The sequence below is a fragment of the Amycolatopsis sp. WAC 01375 genome (genome assembly GCF_003947325.1).
Taxonomy (GTDB): domain Bacteria; phylum Actinomycetota; class Actinomycetes; order Mycobacteriales; family Pseudonocardiaceae; genus Amycolatopsis.
The window spans coordinates 161,441-181,161 of sequence record NZ_QHHW01000017.1 but is presented as its reverse complement, the minus strand read 5'-3'; the positions used below and the strand labels follow the sequence as shown (position 1 = coordinate 181,161).

The window sequence follows — 19,721 nt, the reverse complement described above, 5'->3', positions numbered from 1 at the left end:
CTCACACCACCCGGACCGGATGCCGGACGACGGCGTCGAACAGGTAGCCCTGGGTGTTGAGCGGGGTCACTTCCGGCTGGGTGACACCGGTGATGTCCGTGGCCCGCGCCCGGAGGGTATGGGCACCGGAAACCGTGGGGCGCCAAGGGAATTCCCAGCGTTGCCAGCCCCGATCCGCCGCCGCGCCCACGAACTTCGCCTGCCGCCAGCCGTCGCCGGTGTCGACTTCCACCCGGCGGATCCGGCCGTTGCCCGACCATGACCGGCCACGCAGCACCGCCCTGCCGCCGGCCGTGAACTCGGCGTTCCACGGCAGTTCGAACGCGCTCTTGACCACCTGCCGGGTGACGACCGTGCCGTCGGCCGGATAGTCCGGTCCGAGCAGCCGGTAGTACTGCGTGCTCCACGGCGACACGAGTGGCGTTTCCGAGACTTCGATACGCCCCAGCCATTTGATGGACGAGATCCCGACCCAGGACGGCACGACGAGCCGCACCGGATGGCCGTGGTCCGGCGGGAGCGGGCGCCCGTTCATCTCGTAGGCGAGCAGAACGTCCTGCAACGCTTTCGCGACCGGCAGCGGGCGGCGCACCTTCCCCAGGTCGACCCCGCCGGTGACGTAGCCGGCGTCCAGCCCTTCCGGCAGGACGTCCACCGCGTGCCGCGTCAACCCGGCCTTGGCCAGCACGGTGGAGAGCCGGACACCGCGCCAGCGCGCGACCCCGATCGCGCCGAGCTTCCACGCCGTGCCGGACACCGCCTGCCCTTGCTGACCGGTGAAGAAACTCCGCCCGTTGCCCGCGCATTCGATCGCGGAAGTGATCGTCTCCGACGGCAACCGGAGCAGGTCACGGTAGGTGAATTCGACGGGCCTGTCCGCCGACGGCGCGCCGCGCAACCCGGTTCCGAACAGCTTCAGCCGCCAGGTGCCCGCGTCGATCGATGGGGTGGCGGTGTGGTTTCGCACGAAGAACCGCTCGACCGGCGTCAGATAGCCCTGCCCGCTCAACGCCTCCCAGCGCGTCTCCGCGTTGGTGCCGTAGACCTCGAAGATCTCCGGCGGCAAGGGCTTCACGATCGGCGAGGCCGCCGACGACGTTCCCGACACCGTGCCGAACACCGTCAGCGCGAGTGACCCACCGGCCGCCAGCCGAAGCAGCCCACGCCGCGATATCCCGTCACCCCGCGCCTCCCCCGCACGCCACTGGGCGAGCCGAACGCGGTCGTAGGTGGCTTCATCGGTCAGGCCGGTTCCGGTCATGCGGGTCATTGTCGGCAGCGGTGGACCGCGCGGACCAGGACGTCCACAGAGCGGAACGGGAACCCGGAAGCTGGCCGCCTTCCGGGTTCCCGTCAGGACATCACATGACCGCGACGTACTTCACCCAAATGCACAGTCCGCTGTCCCATTGCACGTCGACCTGGAACAGCACACCGTCGGCCTGCACCGCGGTGTTCTGCATGTTGATCACCGCGTTCCCGATGAATTCGACGCCACCGCTACCCGATTCGGCGACCGAAAGCACGGCCCCGTGACCGGGACGGAGACCGCCGATCGGCAGCCAGAGATTTCTCAGCCCCTTGATGCCGCAGTACTGGGCTCGTCCACCGTGGGCGGTCCCGGGAGCGAGGGTGGTTCGGTCGCCTTCGACCTTCTCCGCCCGCTGGACCTGCTGCGACGAAACACCGGACGCCCTTTCCTCCGTCGGCGACGCCTGCGCGGCGGCGGTACCGAAACCCGCCGCGGTCACCAGCGCGAACACCGCGGCCCACCTCAACGCTTTACTCATCGTTTCTCCCCTGAACTCAGAATTGTTTACCGGACCCCCACTGTGCGTTCTTCGGCGTACAAGCTCCGTACTCACCCGAGTACAGGAGCAGCTGCCCGAAAGGGCGAGATCATTGACACCGGGACGCCGGAATTGCTGGAATCGCCTCAGCGATCCGGGGGGGGGCGGGTTATGGAATTCCGAATATTGGGTCCATGGGAAGTGGTCGCCGAAGGGGTGCCTCGATCAGTGGGGCCGGGGCGGCGGCGCGCGGTGCTCACGGCGTTGCTGCTGCATTCCAACCGGGTCGTGCCGAGTAGCGAATTGATCGACATGGTGTGGGGTGAGCCGGCACCCCGGTCCGCCGCGGTCAACCTGCGCACCCACATCGCCGGGCTGCGGCGGGTGCTCGCGCCGGAGGGCGAGCGGCGGTTGACGGCAGGCAACGGCGGTTACCGGATCTCGGTGCGGCCGGAGGAGATGGACCTGGCTGTTTTCGAAGACCTCGTGGCACGAGGCCGAGCCGCTCAGCGGGCAGGTGAGCACGCGGCCGCGGCACTGCGGTTCGGGACAGCGCTGCGCCTGTGGCGCGGTCACCCTTTCGACGACGTCGAGTTGCACGGCGCCGCGGCGGCCGAAGCGGCTCGTCTGAACGAAATCCGGCTCACCCTCACCGAGGAGCACCTCCGCGCACGGCTGGGCACCGGGGACGACACCGTGGTCGGGGAACTGCGCGGCCTGGTGGTGGCACATCCGCTCCGGGAACCGTTGTGGATGTTGCTCATGCTCGCGCTTCACGGCACCGGGCGCCAGGCCGACGCGCTCGCCGCCTACGACCAGGCCAAGGAGCGTCTCGCGGGCGAACTCGGCATCGACCCCGGTCCCGCGCTGAGAGATCTGCGCCAGCGGATCCTCACCGAGGACCCGGCACTTCCCGGCACGGACGTCCGGGAGCGCACGGCCATCGCGCATCGACGCCCGCTGACTTCGCTCGTAGGCCGGGAATCGGAGCTGCGGACACTGGCGCGGCTGCTGGACGAGCAGAGGCTGGTGACCGTGGTCGGTCCCGCGGGAGTCGGCAAAACCCGGCTGGCCGTGGAGCATCTGGCCGGCCGGGAGGCGTGGCTGGTCCGGCTCGCCGATGTCGCTCAGGCGGCGGTGTTGCCGCAGGCCGTCGCCGACGCCGTCGGACTGGTCAAGATCGCGGGAGATCCGCGGCGCGCACTGGTCCGCGCGCTGGCGGTCCGCTCCGGCCTGCTGGTCCTCGACAACTGCGAGCATCTCGTCCCGGCCGTCGCCGGGCTCGTCGCGGAACTGCTCGCCGGTTGTCCCGGGCTGCGCGTCCTCACCACCAGCCGGGAACCACTGGACATCGACGGCGAGGCGATGCTGCCGTTGAGCCCGCTGCACACCGAAACGGCCGTGACGCTGCTCGTCGATCGGGTGCGCGCGGCTCGCCCCGGCTGGACGCCCTCACCCGACGAGCTCACCCACGCGACACGGGTGTGCGAGGCGCTGGACGGTCTTCCGCTCGCGATCGAACTCGCCGCGGCGCGCGCGAAAGTCCTCGGACTCGAGGAAATCGCCGAAGCGCTGTCAGATCGTTTCGCCGTACTCGGGCCGGTGCCACGCGGATCGCTGACCCCGCACGCGACACTCCGCGAAGCCATCGCCTGGAGCATCGAACCGCTTTCCGCCGCCGACCGGACGCTCCTGCTGCGTCTGTGGCCGTTCGAAGGCGGCTTCCCCATGGCCGCGGCCGCGGGCAACGCGTCGGAGTTCGCGTCGCTGTCCTCGCTGATCTCCCGCTCGGTGGTGCTGGCCGACACGACGACTACGCCATCGCGCTATCGGATGCTGGAAACGATCCGCGCCTACTGCGAGTCAGCGGATCCGACGCCGGGCGCCACCCGGGACGGGCACGCCGTATGGGTACGGGGGTTGGCGGCCGACTGCGCCGTGATGCTCATCGGCGACCAGTCGGGCCTGGCGGTGGCCGCGCTGAACCGTGAGTGGCCGAATCTGCGCGCCGGCATCAGCCACGACCTTGCCCACCGCCCCGCAGCGGCCCTGCGCACGGTCGGTTTGCTCGACTGGTTCTGGACCCGCAGCGGTCACCTCACCGAGGGACGGGAACTGGTCGGCGCCGCGCTGCGCGCCACGACCGACGCGGCGACAGCGGACCGGGCACACGCACTCTCCGCGGCCGCCAACCTCGCCTACTTCGCCGGCGACATCGCCGAAGGGCGCCGCCTCGGCGACGAGACCTTCGCTCTCACCGGCGGGCAAGTCGACGAAGAGCACCAGATTCTGCACGGCTCGGCGCTCTTCTATCACTCGGTGGCGTGGTTGCACACCGGCGAACTCGGCCAAGCACGAGCCGCCGCGGAGAAGGCGATCGTCATCGGCGGACTGACGCGGTCGGACTGGCTGATCCGGGGAGCCCGCATGGTCCTCGGTGCCGTTCTCGTCGAGCGGGGACAAGTCCGCGCCGGTGAGGAGACGCTGGCCGAGGTCGCCCGCTCGGCCGACAACGGCTGGCTCGCGGGATGGGCGGAGTTCGCGCTCGGCAAGTCCCTGCTGGGGCGCGCGAAAACCGCTGAGCAGCTCGGCGACGCCGCGGGCGCCGTGCGACGGGCCATCGTCCGGTTCCAAGCCGAAGGCGACGTCTGTCATGTCCTCTTCACGATGAACGTCGCCGTGGAGCTGCTGCTGCGCGTCGGCAGGCCCGTCGACGCGGCCATCTTGGAAACCGCGATCGTCCACCGCGCGGACCAGCTGGGATTGGACCGGGCGAGTGTCTCCTATGCCGGCGCGGGCCCGCACGAGACCGAGCTGGCCGAAACACTCACCCCAGCGCAGCGCCGCACCGCGAACGCCGAGGGCGTCCGCCTGAACTGGACGGAAATGATCGAACTAGCCATGACGGCGACGATCTGACGATCTTGGTGGGGTACGACTGGCTGTGCCCCGGACGGGGATCGAACCCGCACTGGGTCGATTTTAAGTCGACTGCCTCTGCCAGTTGGGCTACCGGGGCACGGGACAGCCTAGGCGATGTCCCTCAGTTCGCGGCTTCAGTACGCCGATATTCGAGCCAGCGGAGACCGAGTTCGTTCCAAACTGCCTGGTATTCCTCGAACTTCGCGTTGATCACCTGGGGATCGACCTGCTCCGGCGGGGTCGAAGCGAGGTAGAAGCTGAGCTCGTCGCGCAGCCGATAGAGCCGGAACTGGACCTCTTCCATGAGGACCCACAGGGAACGCCAGGCGAAGAAGGGTTCGAGTGCGCCGACCACGGTCGTCACGGCCACGAGAGCGAACGCCACACCGGTCCAGCCGTTGAGGTTCTGCAAGCCGAGAATGATCGTGGACGCCGAGGCCAAAGCGAGCAGCAGAAGCCTGATCGACACGGCACGCCAGCGAAAGCGCCTCTTCCTGGAGCGGGCGTGCGCGTTGTCACGCTCGATCCTCTCCAGAACGTGCTTCGCCAAGTCGGCCGGGGCCAGACCGGTGGCGAGCGGAACGGCGGGTACGGACTTCCGGAATGCCTGCACCGGCACACCTTAAACGCCGTGAAGGCCTCCTTCCCTACCTTGAGCGTAGGGAAGGAGGCCTTCACGGACCTCCGGACTCAGGACTTCGACAGCCGGTCGAACTCCTCGCGCGGGTTGTTGATCTGGCCGAGCGAGATGACCTCGCGCCGGAACAGGCCACCGAGCATCCAGTCGAACAGGATGCGGATCTTGCGGTTCCACGTCGGCATCGCCTTGAGGTGGTACGCGCGGTGGAAGAGCCAGGCCGGGAAGCCCTTGATCTTCAGGTTCAGCGCGTCGGCGACACCCTTGTGCAGGCCGAGGCTGGCCACCGCACCCAGGTTCTTGTGGTAGTAGTCCTTCGGCTTGCCGCCGCGGATCACCTTGATGATGTTCTTCGCCAGCAGACGCGCCTGGCGAACGGCGTGCTGCGCGTTCGGCGGGCAGGTCGCGGTCGGGTCCTGCTCGGTGCGCGACAGGTCCGGCACGGCGGCGTTGTCACCGGCGGTCCAGACGTCGGGGTGCCCGACGACCTGCATCGCGGCGGTGGCCTCGACGCGGCCGCGCTTGTCCAGCGGCAGGTCCGAGCTGGCGAGCACCGGGTTCGCCTTCACGCCGGCGGTCCAGATGATCGTGTCGGTGTCGAACTCGGTGCCGTCCGAGAGCACGACGTGGCCGTTTTCGAACGACTTCGCCGCTGTCGACAAATAGACTTCGATGCCGCGCTTTTCGAGCTGCTCGACGGTGTACACACCGAGCGTCTCGCGCACCTCGGGGAGGATCCGCCCGGCCGCCTCGACGAGCACCCAGCGGATGTCCTCGACCTTGAGGTTCGGGTAGTAGTTCTCCACCGCGAAGCGGGTCATGTCCTCGAGTTCGGCGAGCGCCTCGATACCGGCGAACCCGCCGCCGACGACGGTGAACGTCAACAGGCGTTTGCGCTGCTCGGGATCGAGCGTGCTGGCGGCCTCGTCCAGCTTCGTCATGACGTGGTTGCGCAGGTAGATCGCCTCACCGATGGTCTTGAAGGCGATACCTTCCTCGACCAGGCCCGGGATCGGCAGGATGCGCGCCACGGCGCCGAGCGCGACCACGAGGACGTCGTAGTTCAGCTGCTCGACGTGCCCGTCGGCGGCCTCGACCGTCACGGCTTTGCGCTCGTGCTCGATCTTCGTCACGCGCGCGGTGAGCACGTGACAGCGCTTGAGCACGCGCCTCAGCGGCACGACCACGTGCCGCGGTTCGATCGCACCGGCCGCCGCCTCGGGCAGGAAGGGGGCATAGGTCATGTGCGGCTGCGGGTCAACGACCGTCACGGACGCTTCGTTGGCCCGGAGCATCTTCTGGAGCCCGTACGCCGTGTAGAGCCCGACGTATCCACCACCAAGGACGAGGATCCGTGTCGGTTCCGACTTAACACCAGCCATATTCCTATAGTCGCACCCATCTGCTGAGATCGCTCGTAGACCCCATCCGGCTGTGACCAGCGTCGCCACGGCTTCCGCACCGATTCAGTTCAGGCCGGCCACCGAGGTCGCGGAGGCCAGGACGTCGCACACCATGTCAAGGGTCAGGCGGCCGGTCTGGACATTGCGCTGCGACACGTGATAACAGCCGAAAAGGCGCAGGTCGCCGAGGTCCACTTCGACGCCGTGGCCGAACTTCGGGCGTGGCGCGGGCACCGGCCAGCCCACCTCCGCGAGCACCGGCAGCAGCGCCTGCCAGCCGAAGGCGCCGAGCACCACGACGGCTTTCAGTGTCGGCCGCAGCAACTCCAGCTCGGCCGCGAGCCACGATCGGCAGGTTTCCCGTTCCTCAGGTGTGGGCTTGTTGGCGGGTGGCGCGCATCTCACCGGGGAGACCATCCGGGTCCCCCGCAGCTCGAGACCGTCACCGATATGGGTCGACGTCGGCTGCGAAGCGACCCCGACCCGGTGAAGTGCCTTGAAGAGAACGTCACCGGACGGGTCGCCCGTGAACAGGCGGCCGGTCCGGTTGGCGCCGTGCGCCGAAGGAGCGAGGCCGACGATCGCCAGCGACGCGTCCGGCGGGCCGAAGCCGGGCACCGGCCTGGCCCAATAGGTCTCGTCGGCGAAGGCCGCGCGTTTGACCACGGCGATCTCCTCGCGCCACGCGACCAGCCGCGGGCAGGCGCGGCAGCCGATGACCTCGGCGTCGAGTTCGGCGAGGTCATGGAACCTCATAACGCCTCCTTCAACGCGTCGCGGGCGAGACGGTCGGCGTGCCGGGTCGTCTCCGGCTGGCGGAACGAGGGGCACAGCCGCAGCACCTGGCGGCACGCGTTGTCCAGCGAGATCTTGTGGCCGACGGAGACATAAACGGGTTTCACGCCGTCCTGGGTGCGCAGGACCGCGCCGACGACCTCGCCGTCGTCCAGCAAGGGTGCCCGCGAGCCGCGTTCCGCGCCGGGTTCGCCGTGTTCGCCGACGAACCGGGTCTTGCCGACCCCGATGGACGGCAGGCCGGTCACGACACCGACATGGCACGCGAGCCCGAACCGGCGCGGATGCGCCAGGCCGTGCCCGTCGCAGACCAGGAGATCCGGGACGTGGTCGAGCGCGCGGAGGGCGTCGAGCAGCGGGGGCAGCTCGCGGAAGGCGAAAAGCCCGGGTTCGTACGGGAACGAAACCCGGGAAACGACGGTGCGCTTTTCCACGACGCGGAACCCGGATGTTTCGAGGGTGACCGCGGCGGCGGCGATGAGGTCGCTGCCCTCGTCGTAGGCGACGTCGAGTCCGGTGACCGTGACGATCTCTTGTGGACAGCGGTCCTCGGGATCGACCAGGCCACGCAGGGTTTCCTGGATCTCGATCGCCTGCCGAGGAGTGCTCGGGCGATCATGCGCCGTGACGATGTCCACTCCTACAGACTGCCAGTAAGTTGGGGGTATGCCGGACACCAATCCCGATTCGAACACCGCGAAGGCCGCCGACGAGAAGGACGCCCCGTCGGCGGAAACCAAGGTCGAGCCGACCGACGACCTGGTCACCACGAAGCACACGCTGACGCTCAAGCGCAAGAAGCTCGCCTACACGGCCCAGACCGGGCGGATCGTGCTGAGGAAGGAGGTCATCACCGACGGCAAGTCCGAGGGCTACAAGGCCAAGGCCGAAGTGTTCGTGACCTCCTACACGCTCGACGACGCGGAGCCCGGCTCGCGCCCTGTCACGTTCGCGTTCAACGGCGGGCCAGGCTCGGCGAGCGTCTGGCTGCACATGGGCCTGCTCGGCCCGCGCCGCGTACTCTCTGGCGACGTCGACGACCCGGCCACACCGCCCTACGGATTGACCGACAACCAGGAAACCCTGCTGGCGCACAGCGACCTGGTGTTCATCGACCCGGTGTCGACCGGCTACTCGCGCGCCGTGGACGGCGAGGCCGCCAAGGAATACCACGGCTACACCGCCGACATCGAGTCCATCGGCGAGGTCATCCGGCTGTGGGTCTCGCGTAAGCAGCGCTGGCTGTCGCCGAAGTTCCTGGCGGGCGAGTCCTACGGCACGCTGCGCGCGGCCGGGCTGGCGGCTCATCTGCAGGAACGCCACGGCATGTACCTCAACGGGCTCCTGTTGATCTCGTCCGTGCTGGATCTGGGCACCCTGCGGTTCACCGAGGGCAACGACCTGCCGTACTCGCTCTACGTGCCGACGTATGCGGCGATCGCGCACTACCACGGCCTTCACGGCGACCGGCCGCTCGACGACGTCCTCGCCGACGCCGAGGACTTCGCGGCCAAGGAACTCCCCTGGGCCCTCGCACGCGGCGCCCGGCTGTCCACACAGGACCGCGCGGAGGCCGTGGCGACGCTCGCTTCCCTGACCGGACTCAGCGAGTCCTATGTGGACCGGGTCAACCTGCGGATCGAGCACGTCCGGTACTTCACCGAGCTGTTGCGGGACAAGGGCCTCGTCGTCGGCAGGATGGACGGCCGGTTCACCACCTGGGAGCCTGACGGCGGCCGCGAGCACATGAGCGACGACCCGTCGATCTCGCGGATCATCGGCGCCTACACGGGCGGGCTCAACCACTACGTTCGCGCCGAACTCGGCTACGAGAACGACCTGCCGTACGAGGTCCTGTCGACGGACGTCTTCAAAGCCTGGTCGTACTCCGACTTCGAGGGTCGCTCGGTGTCCTCTGTGGACTCGCTGGCCTCGGCCATGCGGGCGAACCCGCACCTTCGGGTGCATGTCGCCTTCGGTCACTACGATGGCGCTACGCCGTACTTCGCTTCGGAGCACGTGCTGGCGCGCCTCCAGATCCCGGAGGAACTGCGGGAGAACATCGACACGGCCTACTACCCGGCCGGGCACATGATGTACGTGCACGAGGAGTCGCGGGTGCGACAGGCGAAGGACCTGGCGAAGTTCATCAAGACCGCCTCGGGTAAGTAACCCTCTCGGCCTCCCTTCTGCCTGCAGGTGCGCAGGAGGCCACCCCCAGCGCTGCAATGAAGGGGCCTTTCATAGCAAATTTTGCTATGAAAGGCCCCTTCATTGCACTAAAGAACCGAGGGATCAGCCCCGCAGGTACTGCGAACCCCGCGTAACAGCCGACCAGGCGTCCACGGCACCGTGACCGTAGAAGCCGTTGAACGAAGCGTCACCGGTGCAGGTCGCGGTGAACGACGCGTCCCGGCCTTCGTCCAGGTAGTCGACGGTGCGCGGCACCGGGCAGGCGACGTCCGAAGCCGTGCCCTCGAGCACCCGCTGCACGGAGTCCGGGTTCATGCCGAAGTCGCGCGAACCCTTGCCGTACTGCGAAACGATCAGCGCCGCGACACCCGCGGCGTGCGGGGACGCCATCGACGTGCCCTGCAGCCACTGGTAGTAGCCGACGCTGCCGTCTGCGGCGGTCGCCTTCTTGATGCCGGCGGTGACACCGGCGGGCGTGATGTTCCCGGCCGCGTCGATGTTGCCTTCCGCGACGCCGACGTTGCGCGGGTACGTCGAGAGGATCTGGTTCTCGATCGTGCGGAACCACGGAGTGCCGAAGCCGTCACGGAAGTACCCGCCGGGCGCGGAGACCGAGATCTGCTCGACGCCGTAGTTCGAGTAGTCCGCCTTCGCCTGCGAAGGACCGAAGGACGAGACGCCGATGGTGTGCGGGCCTTCGATGGGCAGCGAGAGGCAACTCGCGTTGTCGATCTGCCTCGGGTGCGTGCTGTTCGACGGGTAGCCGGGGCTGGAAGCGTCCGGCTGCGGGGCGGCGAGGTCGCTGTGCTGGTTGCCCAGCGAGACGACCTGGGTGACGCCCTTGCGGTGCGCGTAGTTCAGCGCGCGGGTCGTCGCCTCGATGATGGTGCGCTGCTCGGCCTGCTGCGCGGGCGTGTCCGCGGGGTTCGCGGCGCAGTTGTACAGCCACGGGTCCGTGAAGAAGCTCATGTTGACGACGTCCACACCGGCGTCGCCCGCGTAGGTGATCGCGTCCACGGTCGACTGCAGGAAGAAGAAGCCCGAGTCCTGCCCGGCGCGGATGTTCACCAGCGTCACATTCGGCGCGACACCCGAGACACCGAAGCCGTTCGCGGCGGCGCCGATGGTGCCGGCGACGTGCGTGCCGTGCCCGTTGTCGTCGTGGTCCGCCGGGTCGACACAGCTGCGGTATTCACACGGTCCGTCGACCACGGCGCCGTTGACGTCGGCGACGATGTCCTTGGTGAAGTTCCGCGACGCCGCGCGGTCGAAGTTCGGCGCGATGTCCGGATGGCTCCCGTCGACGCCGGTGTCGATGACGCCGACCTTGACGCGCTTGTCACCAGGCTGCTTGGTCCGCGAAAGATCCGACCGGACGGACTTGAGCCCCCAAAGCTGATCGTCGAGCGGGTCCATGCCGACGGCCTGCGCTTGCGCCGGCTTCTTGGCGGACGGGGCCGCGGCGCCGCGGCCCTCCTTCTCGACGACGCTCGGCTTGACCTTCGCCTTGCCGTTCTTCGGCGCGGTGCCGATCGGCTTCGCTTTCGCCGCGCCGAAGACCGAGCGGTCCGCGGAGACGCGTTCGGCGAAACCGTTGGCGGGCGCGGTCGCGGTGATCAGGCCGACCGCGGCGTTGCTCGCCACGACGGTGCCCCCGGCGGCGCGGATCGCCTTCTCGACCGAAGCCACACTTTGACCTTCGCGGGCCAGAACGGAGAATTCGGTGGCGGCGCCGGAAAGCTGTGGTTGCGCGGACGCCATCGGCGCGGCGACGATTGCACCGAACAGCGGTACCGCCAGCGCGATGACGAGAGATCTGGGCTTTTTCACTTCCTGCCTCCTGAAGAAAACTATTCGTGCAAGCTACGTCAGTGATCTCTTCTTATCAACGAAGTCCCTACGAAAGTCAGGGGACGACCGTTTTCTCCTCCGCGAAATGACAGGCCGACAAATGCCCGCCGGACCGCGTGATCAATTCGGGTACCTGATCCGCGCAAATGTCCTGCGCCTTCCAGCACCGCGTGCGGAATCGGCAGCCCGACGGCGGATCGAGCGGGCTCGGCACGTCGCCTTCCAGGCGGATCACCTGTCGCTGCCCGCGCAACGCCGGATCCGCGACCGGCACCGCGGACAGCAACGCCTGCGTGTAGGGATGCGACGGATGCTCGTAGATCTCCTCTTCGGTCCCCATTTCCACGATCTTGCCGAGATACATCACCGCGACCCGCGTGGAAAGGTGACGGACAACGGACAGGTCGTGTGCGATGAACACATAGGAAAGGCCGAATTCCTTCTGCAGTTCACCGAGCAGGTTCATCACCTGCGCCTGGATCGAAACATCCAGCGCGGAAACCGGCTCGTCGCAGATGATCACTTTCGGCCGCAACGCCAGTGCCCGCGCGATCCCGATGCGCTGACGCTGTCCGCCGGAGAACTGGTGCGGATACCGGTTGATGTGCTCGGGGTTCAGCCCGACGACGTCGAGCAACTCCCGCACCTTCGCCGCCCGCGACCCCTTCGGCGCCACCTCGGTGTGGATCTCGAAGGGTTCACCGATGATGTCACCGACCGTCATTCTCGGATTCAGCGACGTGTACGGATCCTGCAGCACGATCTGGATCTCACGCCGCAACTTCCGGAGTTCGGCACCCCGCAACGCGAAGATGTCGCGGCCTTCGAAGGTCGCGAGGCCGCCCGTGGGTTCCTCCAGCCGCATCAGCACCTGGGCCAGCGTGGACTTGCCGCAACCGGATTCGCCGACGACGCCCAGCGTTTCCCCTGGCATGAGGTCGAAGGAGACGCCGTCGACGGCCTTCACCTGCCCGATAGTGCGTTTGAACAGGATCCCGGCGCGCACCGGGAAGTACTTCACCAGGTTCTCGACCCGCAGAATGGGTTCAGACACGGCCGCTCACCACCTCGTCGGCGAAGTGGCAGGCGCTGACCCGGCCGAAGCCGAGGTTGCGCAGAGCCGGCCGTTCGGTCTCGCACCGGCTCTCCGCCCGCGGGCAGCGCGGATGGAACGGGCAGCCGGGCGGGACGTTCAGCAGGCTCGGCGGCAGTCCCTTGATGGTCTCCAGCGTCTGTCCTTTGAGGTCGAGCCGCGGCAGCGAGGCCATCAGCGCCTCGGTGTAGGGATGCCCCGGCGAGCGGAACAATTCGGCGACGTCGGCCTGTTCGACGATCCGGCCCGCGTACATCACGGCGATCCGGTCGGCGACCTCGGCGACCACGGCGAGGTCGTGCGTGATGAGGATCAACCCCATCCGCCGTTCGGCCTGGATCTCCGCCAGCAGGTCCATGATCTGGGCCTGCACGGTGACGTCGAGCGCGGTCGTCGGCTCGTCCGCGATCAGCAGATCGGGGTCGAGCGCGAGCGACATGGCGATCATCGCGCGCTGCCGCATCCCGCCGGAGAACTGGTGCGGGTACTCGCGGATCCGGCGGGCGGCGGCGGGGATGCGCACGGTGTCGAGCAGTTCGATCGCCCGCTTGCGTGCGTCCTTTTTGGACATCCCGAGCCGGACCCGCAGCTGTTCCTCGATCTGGAATCCCACGGTGAAGACGGGGTTCAGCGCCGAAAGCGCGTCCTGGAAGATCATCGCGATCTCCCCGCCCCGGACTTCACGCCGCCGCTCTTCGGTGGCCGTGAGCAGATCCTCGCCGCGGTAGCGGACGGCGCCACCGGTGACGACGGCGGGCGGACTGTCGAGGATGCCCATCACCGTCTGCGCGGTCACGCTCTTGCCGGAACCCGATTCTCCCAGCACGGCAAGGGTTTCCCCGGCGCGCACGGAGTAGTCGACGCCGTTGAGCACGGTCGCGACACCGTCGGACGTGCGGAACTCGACGTGGAGGTCTTCCACCTCTAGCAGCAATTCGTCGGTCACAGCCGCTCACCGGGCCTTCGGGTCGAGCGCGTCGCGGATCCCGTCACCGAGCATGACGAACGCGAGCACGGTCATGGTGACGAATCCGGCGGGGAACAACAGCATGTGCGGGTTCACCCGGAAGTAGTCCCGCGCGTCGCTGATCATCACGCCCCACGAGACGACCGGTGGCCGCACGCCGACACCGAGGTACGCCAGCGTCGCTTCCGCACCGATGAACGCGCCGAGCGCGATGGTCCCGTAGACGAGCACCGGCGCGACCGTGTTGGGCAGCAGATGCCGGAACACGATGCGCGGCGTGCTCGCGCCTAGTCCGCGCGCGGCCTTGACGTAGTCGAGTTGTTTGGCCACCAGCGTCGCCGACCGCATGATGCGCATCGCCACCGGCCAGCTCAGCGCCGCGATCGAGACCACCACCTGCACGATGATGGTGACCGCGCCGGGATTCGAGCCGGGTGCGTTGAAGGTGGTCAGGATGACGATCGCGCCGAGCACGAACGGCAGTGCCGCGAAGATGTCGCCAACCCGTGAGAACAGGCTGTCGACGAGGCGGCCGTAGTACCCGGCGACGATCCCGACCACCGAGCCGATCAGGATGGTCAGCACCGTGGCGAACACGCCGACCAGCAGCGACGCCCGCGCGCCGTGGATGGTCCGCGCGTAGACGTCGTAACCCTGGTTGTCGTAACCGAACCAGGCGTCCGCCGACGGTCCTTCGTTGGCGTGGAGCAGATCGCTGAAGCCGGCGGGCCGGGAACTGAACAGGTCGGGCGCGATCGCGATGAGCACGACGAGCACGATGATGACGGCGGAGATGACGAACGACGGCCGTTTGCGCAGCATCCGCCAGGCGTCACCGCCGAGGCTGCGCGGTTTGTGCGCCACCGCGGAATCGTCGGCGACTCCGGCGCCGGCGACGTCCACAGAGGACACGCCACCCGCCACATTGGGGTCAGTCATAACGGATCCTCGGGTCGAGAACGGCGTAGAGCAGGTCGACGGTGAGACTCACCAGCAGGTACACCATCACCAGCAGGACGACGACGCCGGTGACGGTGGCGCCCTCCCGGTTCTGGATACCGCGGAAGATGAGCCCGCCGATGCCGTTGATGTTGAACACGCCTTCGGTGACGATGGCCCCGCCCATGAGCGCGCCGATGTCGGTGCCGATGAAGGTCAGCACCGGGATCACCGAGTTCCGGAGCAGGTGCACGCCGACGACGCGGCTGCGCGGCTGTCCTTTCGCGATGGCCGTGCGGACGTAGTCGGCGTGCCGGTTTTCGGCGATGCTCGCTCTGGTCAATCGGGCGATGTAGGCCATGGAAAGGCTGCCGAGCGCTATTCCCGGCACGATCAGTTCGCCGATCGTGGCGTCCTCGGAGACGCTCGCGTCGATGATGCCCCATTCCGAACCGAGGACGATCTGGAGCACGATCGCGGTGACGAACACCGGGATCGAGATCAGGAACGTGGTGGACATCAGCACGAGGTTGTCGAGGAAACCCTTGCCTCGCAGGCCGGTCAGGATACCGGCGGACAGGCCGATGATCGCTTCGATGGCCACCGCGATGAGGGCGAGCCGGACGGTCACCGGATAGGCGTTCCCGATCAGTTCGCCGACCGAGACGCCGTTGAAGGTCTCGCCCCAGTCGCCGGTGAACAGGTTGCCGAGGTATTTGAAGTACTGGACGAAGATCGAATCGTCGAGGTTGAACTTCGCGGTCATCATCTCGATGTAGGCGGGCGGGCAGCTGACCTGACCGCATTTGCCGGCGAACGGGTCACCGGGCACCGCCCACACGAGGGCGTAGATGAGGAACGTCGTGCCGAAGAAGACCGGGATGAGTTGGAGTAGGCGTCGGAGGATGTACTGGGACATGGGCGTGCCGTCCTGGGGATCGCGTGGTGGGAGCTGTCGGTCCGGCGGGTCGTGAGTGGCGATTCGGGTTAGAACCCGAATCGCCACTCACGACCGCACGACCACGCGATTACTTCGCCGCGACCTCGATGGACGAGTAGTCCGCGAGACGACCGAAGTCGAGCTTCACGGTCTTGAGACGGTTCGACTTGCCGCCGACACCCTTCTCTTCCCACACGGGGATCTGCGGCAGATCCTTCGCGATCAGATCCTCGGCCTGCTGGTACAGCTTGATCGCGGCCGCCTTGTCGGCGGTCTGGTCCGCCTGGGTCAGCAGCGCGTCGACGGCCGGGTTGTTGTAGGTGGAGTCGTTCGACGAACCGGTGCTCTTGTAGCGCGGGTTCAGGTAGTTCTCGATCGACGGGTAGTCGGCGGACCAGTCGGAGCGGCCCATGCCGGTCAGCTGGCGGTTGTTGACGATGCTGCGCCACTGCCCGAAGTCGGTCGCCGGCACGAAGTCGCATTCGACGCCGAGCGCGTTCTTGATGCTGTTGCACGCCGCGACCAGCGGTTCCTTACGGCCACCGTCGGCGTTCGACGCGATGGTCAGCTTGCCGGTGTAGCCGGACTTCGCGAAGAACTCCTTGGCCTTCACCGGATCGAACTTGCAGAACTCGCCGCAGACACCGGGCCGGTAACCCTCGATTCCGCGCGACACGTAGCCGTCGGCGGGCGCGTAGGTGTCGTTCATGACGGTTTTGACGATCTGCTCGCGGTCGATGGCCAACGAGATCGCCTTGCGCAGGTCCAGGTTGTTGTAGCCGGGCACGTAGTACGGGAGCGCGAGCGCGCTGATGCCGAGCAGCTTCCCTTCGACCAGACGCTCACCGAGGTCGGTCTTGTACTTTCCACCGGCCTTCGCCGCGGGCGGGAGCGCCTCCATGAAGTCGAGGCGGTTGCTCAGCAGATCCTGGTACGCGGTCTCCTGGCTGGTGTAGATGCGGACTTCCAGGTCCTTGAACTTGACCTTGTCCTCGCCCTGGTACTCGTCGAACCGCGTGAGCTTCATGTTCTGGTTGGGCGTGCGCGAAACGAACTTCAGCGGTCCGTTGCCGATCGGGGCCTTGGCGAACGCCTCCGGGTCGGCGAAGAACTTGTCCGGCAGCGGCGCGAAGGCGAGGTAGCCGATTTTGGTGGCGAACACCGAGAACGGGCCCTTGAGGGTGGCCTGGAACTCGTAGTCGTTCACGACCTTGAGCCCGGACATCTCCTTGACGGCGGGCTCCTTGGCGCTGATCTCGTCGTAGCCCTGGATCTGCTCGAAGAACGACGCGTTCTGCATGCCGTTCTTGCCGTTCGCGCTGTAGTTCCAGGCGTCGACGAAGTTCTTGGCCTTGACCTCGGTCCCGTCGTGGAACTTCCAGCCCTTTTTGATCTTGATGTCGAAGACCTTCGAATCGGTCGTGGTGATCGATTCGGCCATCAGGTTGTACGGCTCGGCGGTGTCGGATTTGTAGCCGACCAGCGCCGAGAAAACCGGCTTGAGGGCCTTGGACCCACCAAGCTCGTTGGTGTTGGCGGGAATCAGCGAGTTCTCCGGCTCGGTGCCGTAGACCGAAACCGCCGCGTTGGCATCAGCGGCGCCGGATCCCTTGTTCTCACTGGACCCACCACCCCCACAGGCCGTCAGCAGCAGGGCCGCCGTGGCCACCACCGCCGTCGCTCCCCAGAACCCGCGTGAAGCCCGCATGTCCCCTCCAACTCTCGTCGTCGGATTGTCGGCGGGCGCTGGTCGCGCCCTACCGCCCAGAAGGTGAGACGACGCTATGGGACAGGTGAAGCCGATCACAGTGCGTTGGTGTTGCAAATGTGTGACGGTCTTCCGGACCACCCGGTCAGAGCACAACGTTGGTAGGAACACCGCTGCGCCGAATGGCCTAATCCGGACTGGAGGTCACCGCTTGATCACCTAAAGAAATGGCTTCACGTAAGAGAAAACCCGGACCTCAGGCCAACGAGAGCGCGATCCCGTCGAGGATGTCGTGCTCGGAGATCACCAATTCGTCGGGACCACTGCGCGTGGCGAACTGCTCGGCCAGCACCTGCACGATCACCGAACCGCCGCCGATCACATCGACCCGGCCCGGGTGGATCACCGGGTTCGCCGCGCGGGTCGCGTGGTCGGCCGTGAGAAGCGACCGCGCGACACGGTCGATGTCCGCGTGGGAGAGCTTCGAGAGGTGGGTGCGCTCGGAGTCGTACTCCGACAGGCCCTGCGCCACGGCCGTCAAGGTCGTGACCGTCCCGGCGACACCGATCCACGTCTTGGCGGTGGACACGTCCACGACGTCGAAGGCCTCGGTGAGGACCTTGGCGGCCAGCTCGCGGGCTTCGGCGATCTCGGCCGCTGTCGGCGGGTCGGACTTCAACGCGCGTTCGGTGATCCGCACACAGCCGATGTCGACCGACTTGGCCGCGATGACCTCGGCCTGGCGGCCGTCCCAGGTCCCGACCACGAGTTCGGTCGAGCCGCCGCCCACGTCGACCACCACGAACGGGCCGTCGTCGGGATCCTGCTCGCCGACGGCGCCGGTGAAGGACAGCCGCGCCTCTTCGTCCCCGCTGATGACTTCGGCCTCGGTGCCGAGCACCTCGCGCGTCATCGCGAAGAACTCGTCGCGGTTGCTCGCGTCACGAGTCGCCGACGTCGCGACCATGCGGACCTTTTCGACGCCCTTGCGGCGCGCGGCGACCGTGTAGTCGGCCAGCGCCTTGCGGGTGCGCTCGAGCGCCTCGGGGGCCAGCCTGCCGGTGGCGTCCACCCCTTGGCCGAGGCGGACGATCCGCATCTCGCGATGCAGGTCGCGCAGGTCGACCGTCCCGTCGTGACGGGGGGTCAGCTCGGCGACGAGCAGGCGGATGGAGTTGGTCCCACAGTCGATCGCGGCAACACGAGGCATGCCGCCAGGGTAGTCAATGCGATCAGGGGGACTTGGTACCGCTGGCGTCCGTCGGCGTCGTTGTCGTTGTCGTTGTGGTCGTCGTCGGCGACGTACAGGTCGACGGCGGAGTCGGAGTCGAAGTCGAAGTCGTGGTCGTCGGGCTGGTGCTCGTGGTCGAGGCCGTCTCCGTCACGGTCACCGTCGGGCATTGCGGCGGCTTCGAGCTTGACGTCGAGTTCGACGGCGAAGAACCCGGATTCGTCGGCGGCAGCGAACTCGACGGCGACGGCGTCAACGAACCGGGTGGCGTCGACGGCACCGGAGGCGGCGGCACCGACGCGGGCGGCGGGGCGGCTCCGGCGTTCGGGGCGCCGATGGGCACCCTGCTGTCCGGCGTCGGCAGCACACCTGTGCGGTAGGCCTCGGCCCAGATCAGCACGGTGTTCACGTAGGTGTCGGAGTTGTTGTAGCGGAAGACGGCCGCGCGCAACTGGTCCGGTTTGGACAGATCGAGCCCGCCGGAGCACAGGTACCGCCCGGTGCCCAGCGCCGCGTCGAAGATGTTGTTCGGATTGGACTCGCCGTCGCCGTTGCCGTCGGAGGCGTAGCCCTTCCACGTCGACGGGATGAACTGCGTCGGGCCGACGGCGCGGTCCCACACCGTGTCACCGTCGAATTTGCCGCCGTCGGTGTCCGGGATGGCCGCGAACGGTCCGGCGCCGTTGAGCTGCGGGCCGAGGATCGGTTCGAGGGTGTTGCCCTTCGCGTCGACGTAGCCGCCGCGCGCGTGGTTGGACTCGATGCGGCCGATACTCGCGATCAAAGCCCAGTCGATGTGACAGGTGGGCTGTTCGGCGATGAGGATGTCGGCGGCGTTGCGGTACGCGGCGAGCGCGGTGACCGGGATGCCGAGCGGTCCGTTGGGGAGTTCGTCCGCGGGGAGCGGGAGCGGGGTCGGGGCGTTCGGCAGGCTGCCGTCGACGCCGATCTGCTGGACGAGCGGGTTCTTCGGGTCATAGCCGCCGACGAGGGCGACGTTGTCGGAATGAACAGTGCTCGCCGTGGCGGCCCAGCTGCCGGCGGCGATGACCGCGGCACAGGCCGGGACGATGGCGAGGACACCTCCGGTCACCGCGGCGATCGTGCGGTGCCGGAGACAGAGTCTCCGGACGGCTCGAGGTACGCGTCTCAGGCGAGAGCCCATGGATACCGCACCGGTCACCGCGCCTGGCACGTGCCTCACGCGCATACCTCAGAACCCTCCCGGCGGATCGCGATGTGGCGATCCGGT

16 protein-coding genes and 1 tRNA gene are annotated in these 19,721 nt (G+C 67.6%); 2 read left to right on the top strand and 15 right to left on the bottom strand.

Features of this window, described 5'->3' with window-relative positions; translation table 11 throughout:
* Nucleotide 1: 1 nt before the first annotated feature.
* Both DL991_RS08220 and DL991_RS42570 read right to left on the bottom strand, forming a co-directional pair.
* The gene (locus tag DL991_RS08220; RefSeq protein WP_125782582.1) at nt 2–1,261 is read right to left on the bottom strand and encodes a sulfite oxidase; all 1,260 of its coding nucleotides are present in this window, start codon (nt 1,259–1,261) and stop codon (nt 2–4) included.
* Between the two features lie 100 nt (nt 1,262–1,361).
* Nucleotides 1,362–1,790: a hypothetical protein gene (locus DL991_RS42570; RefSeq protein WP_158634394.1), complete on the bottom strand. Its 429-nt coding sequence runs from the start codon at nt 1,788–1,790 to the stop codon at nt 1,362–1,364.
* Between the two features lie 216 nt (nt 1,791–2,006).
* On the opposite strand from DL991_RS42570, the gene DL991_RS08215 reads away from it, so the two are divergent.
* The gene (locus DL991_RS08215; RefSeq protein ID WP_158634393.1) at nt 2,007–4,709 is read left to right on the top strand and encodes a BTAD domain-containing putative transcriptional regulator; all 2,703 of its coding nucleotides are present in this window, start codon (nt 2,007–2,009) and stop codon (nt 4,707–4,709) included.
* Between the two features lie 26 nt (nt 4,710–4,735).
* Here the strand turns inward: DL991_RS08215 and DL991_RS08210 are convergent.
* The 5 genes from DL991_RS08210 to nfi all read right to left on the bottom strand — a co-directional run bounded on the left by DL991_RS08210 (nt 4,736) and on the right by nfi (nt 8,185).
* Nucleotides 4,736–4,809 (bottom strand) — tRNA-Leu (locus DL991_RS08210).
* Between the two features lie 24 nt (nt 4,810–4,833).
* A complete protein-coding gene (locus DL991_RS08205) occupies nt 4,834–5,325 on the bottom strand; it encodes an SLATT domain-containing protein (RefSeq protein WP_125782578.1) in 492 nt (163 codons plus the stop codon).
* A gap of 77 nt (nt 5,326–5,402) precedes the next feature.
* The gene (locus DL991_RS08200; protein ID WP_007028829.1) at nt 5,403–6,731 is read right to left on the bottom strand and encodes an NAD(P)/FAD-dependent oxidoreductase; all 1,329 of its coding nucleotides are present in this window, start codon (nt 6,729–6,731) and stop codon (nt 5,403–5,405) included.
* A gap of 84 nt (nt 6,732–6,815) precedes the next feature.
* On the bottom strand, nt 6,816–7,508 hold the full coding sequence (locus tag DL991_RS08195; RefSeq protein WP_125782576.1) for a uracil-DNA glycosylase: 693 nt from the start codon (nt 7,506–7,508) through the stop codon (nt 6,816–6,818).
* On the bottom strand, nt 7,505–8,185 hold the full coding sequence (gene nfi / locus DL991_RS08190; protein ID WP_125782574.1) for a deoxyribonuclease V: 681 nt from the start codon (nt 8,183–8,185) through the stop codon (nt 7,505–7,507). The genes DL991_RS08195 and nfi overlap by 4 nt, the downstream gene beginning before the upstream one ends.
* Nucleotides 8,186–8,213: 28 nt before the next feature.
* Between nfi and DL991_RS08185 the strand changes: the two genes are divergently transcribed.
* Nucleotides 8,214–9,719 (top strand): S10 family peptidase, encoded by a 1,506-nt coding sequence (locus tag DL991_RS08185; protein WP_125782572.1) that lies wholly within the window; start codon nt 8,214–8,216, stop codon nt 9,717–9,719.
* A 123-nt stretch (nt 9,720–9,842) separates the two neighbouring features.
* On the opposite strand, the gene DL991_RS08180 is transcribed toward DL991_RS08185, so the two are convergent.
* The 8 genes from DL991_RS08180 to DL991_RS08145 all read right to left on the bottom strand — a co-directional run bounded on the left by DL991_RS08180 (nt 9,843) and on the right by DL991_RS08145 (nt 19,679).
* Nucleotides 9,843–11,501, bottom strand: a complete 1,659-nt coding sequence (locus tag DL991_RS08180) for a S8 family serine peptidase (RefSeq protein ID WP_199753868.1) — start codon at nt 11,499–11,501, stop codon at nt 9,843–9,845.
* 145 nt (nt 11,502–11,646) lie between these two features.
* Nucleotides 11,647–12,645, bottom strand: a complete 999-nt coding sequence (locus DL991_RS08175) for an ABC transporter ATP-binding protein (RefSeq protein ID WP_125782568.1) — start codon at nt 12,643–12,645, stop codon at nt 11,647–11,649.
* Nucleotides 12,638–13,630: an ABC transporter ATP-binding protein gene (locus DL991_RS08170; protein ID WP_125782566.1), complete on the bottom strand. Its 993-nt coding sequence runs from the start codon at nt 13,628–13,630 to the stop codon at nt 12,638–12,640. The genes DL991_RS08175 and DL991_RS08170 overlap by 8 nt, the downstream gene beginning before the upstream one ends.
* Nucleotides 13,631–13,636: 6 nt before the next feature.
* Nucleotides 13,637–14,590 (bottom strand): ABC transporter permease, encoded by a 954-nt coding sequence (locus tag DL991_RS08165; RefSeq protein WP_125782564.1) that lies wholly within the window; start codon nt 14,588–14,590, stop codon nt 13,637–13,639.
* Nucleotides 14,583–15,509, bottom strand: coding sequence for an ABC transporter permease (locus tag DL991_RS08160; RefSeq protein WP_125782562.1), 927 nt, complete (start codon nt 15,507–15,509; stop codon nt 14,583–14,585). The genes DL991_RS08165 and DL991_RS08160 overlap by 8 nt, the downstream gene beginning before the upstream one ends.
* A 109-nt stretch (nt 15,510–15,618) precedes the next feature.
* Nucleotides 15,619–17,238 (bottom strand): ABC transporter substrate-binding protein, encoded by a 1,620-nt coding sequence (locus tag DL991_RS08155; RefSeq protein WP_125782560.1) that lies wholly within the window; start codon nt 17,236–17,238, stop codon nt 15,619–15,621.
* Between the two features lie 256 nt (nt 17,239–17,494).
* Complete coding sequence (locus DL991_RS08150; RefSeq protein ID WP_125782558.1) at nt 17,495–18,448, bottom strand: Ppx/GppA phosphatase family protein; 954 nt, start codon at nt 18,446–18,448, stop codon at nt 17,495–17,497.
* A gap of 22 nt (nt 18,449–18,470) precedes the next feature.
* A complete protein-coding gene (locus DL991_RS08145) occupies nt 18,471–19,679 on the bottom strand; it encodes a lytic transglycosylase domain-containing protein (RefSeq protein ID WP_125782557.1) in 1,209 nt (402 codons plus the stop codon).
* Nucleotides 19,680–19,721: the final 42 nt, after the last annotated feature.

Excerpts from the sequence above, each read along its gene's own strand:
- DL991_RS08220 (WP_125782582.1), bottom strand. The coding sequence starts at position 1,261 with ATGACCGGAACCGGCCTGACCGATGAAGCCACCTACGACCGCGTTCGG.
- DL991_RS42570 (WP_158634394.1), bottom strand. The coding sequence starts at position 1,790 with ATGAGTAAAGCGTTGAGGTGGGCCGCGGTGTTCGCGCTGGTGACCGCG.
- DL991_RS08200 (WP_007028829.1), bottom strand. The coding sequence starts at position 6,731 with ATGGCTGGTGTTAAGTCGGAACCGACACGGATCCTCGTCCTTGGTGGT.
- DL991_RS08195 (WP_125782576.1), bottom strand. The coding sequence starts at position 7,508 with ATGAGGTTCCATGACCTCGCCGAACTCGACGCCGAGGTCATCGGCTGC.
- DL991_RS08185 (WP_125782572.1), top strand. The coding sequence starts at position 8,214 with ATGCCGGACACCAATCCCGATTCGAACACCGCGAAGGCCGCCGACGAG.
- DL991_RS08180 (WP_199753868.1), bottom strand. The coding sequence starts at position 11,501 with ATGGCGTCCGCGCAACCACAGCTTTCCGGCGCCGCCACCGAATTCTCC.
- DL991_RS08165 (WP_125782564.1), bottom strand. The coding sequence starts at position 14,590 with ATGACTGACCCCAATGTGGCGGGTGGCGTGTCCTCTGTGGACGTCGCC.
- DL991_RS08160 (WP_125782562.1), bottom strand. The coding sequence starts at position 15,509 with ATGTCCCAGTACATCCTCCGACGCCTACTCCAACTCATCCCGGTCTTC.
- DL991_RS08155 (WP_125782560.1), bottom strand. The coding sequence starts at position 17,238 with ATGCGGGCTTCACGCGGGTTCTGGGGAGCGACGGCGGTGGTGGCCACG.
- DL991_RS08150 (WP_125782558.1), bottom strand. The coding sequence starts at position 18,448 with ATGCCTCGTGTTGCCGCGATCGACTGTGGGACCAACTCCATCCGCCTG.
- DL991_RS08145 (WP_125782557.1), bottom strand. The coding sequence starts at position 19,679 with ATGCGCGTGAGGCACGTGCCAGGCGCGGTGACCGGTGCGGTATCCATG.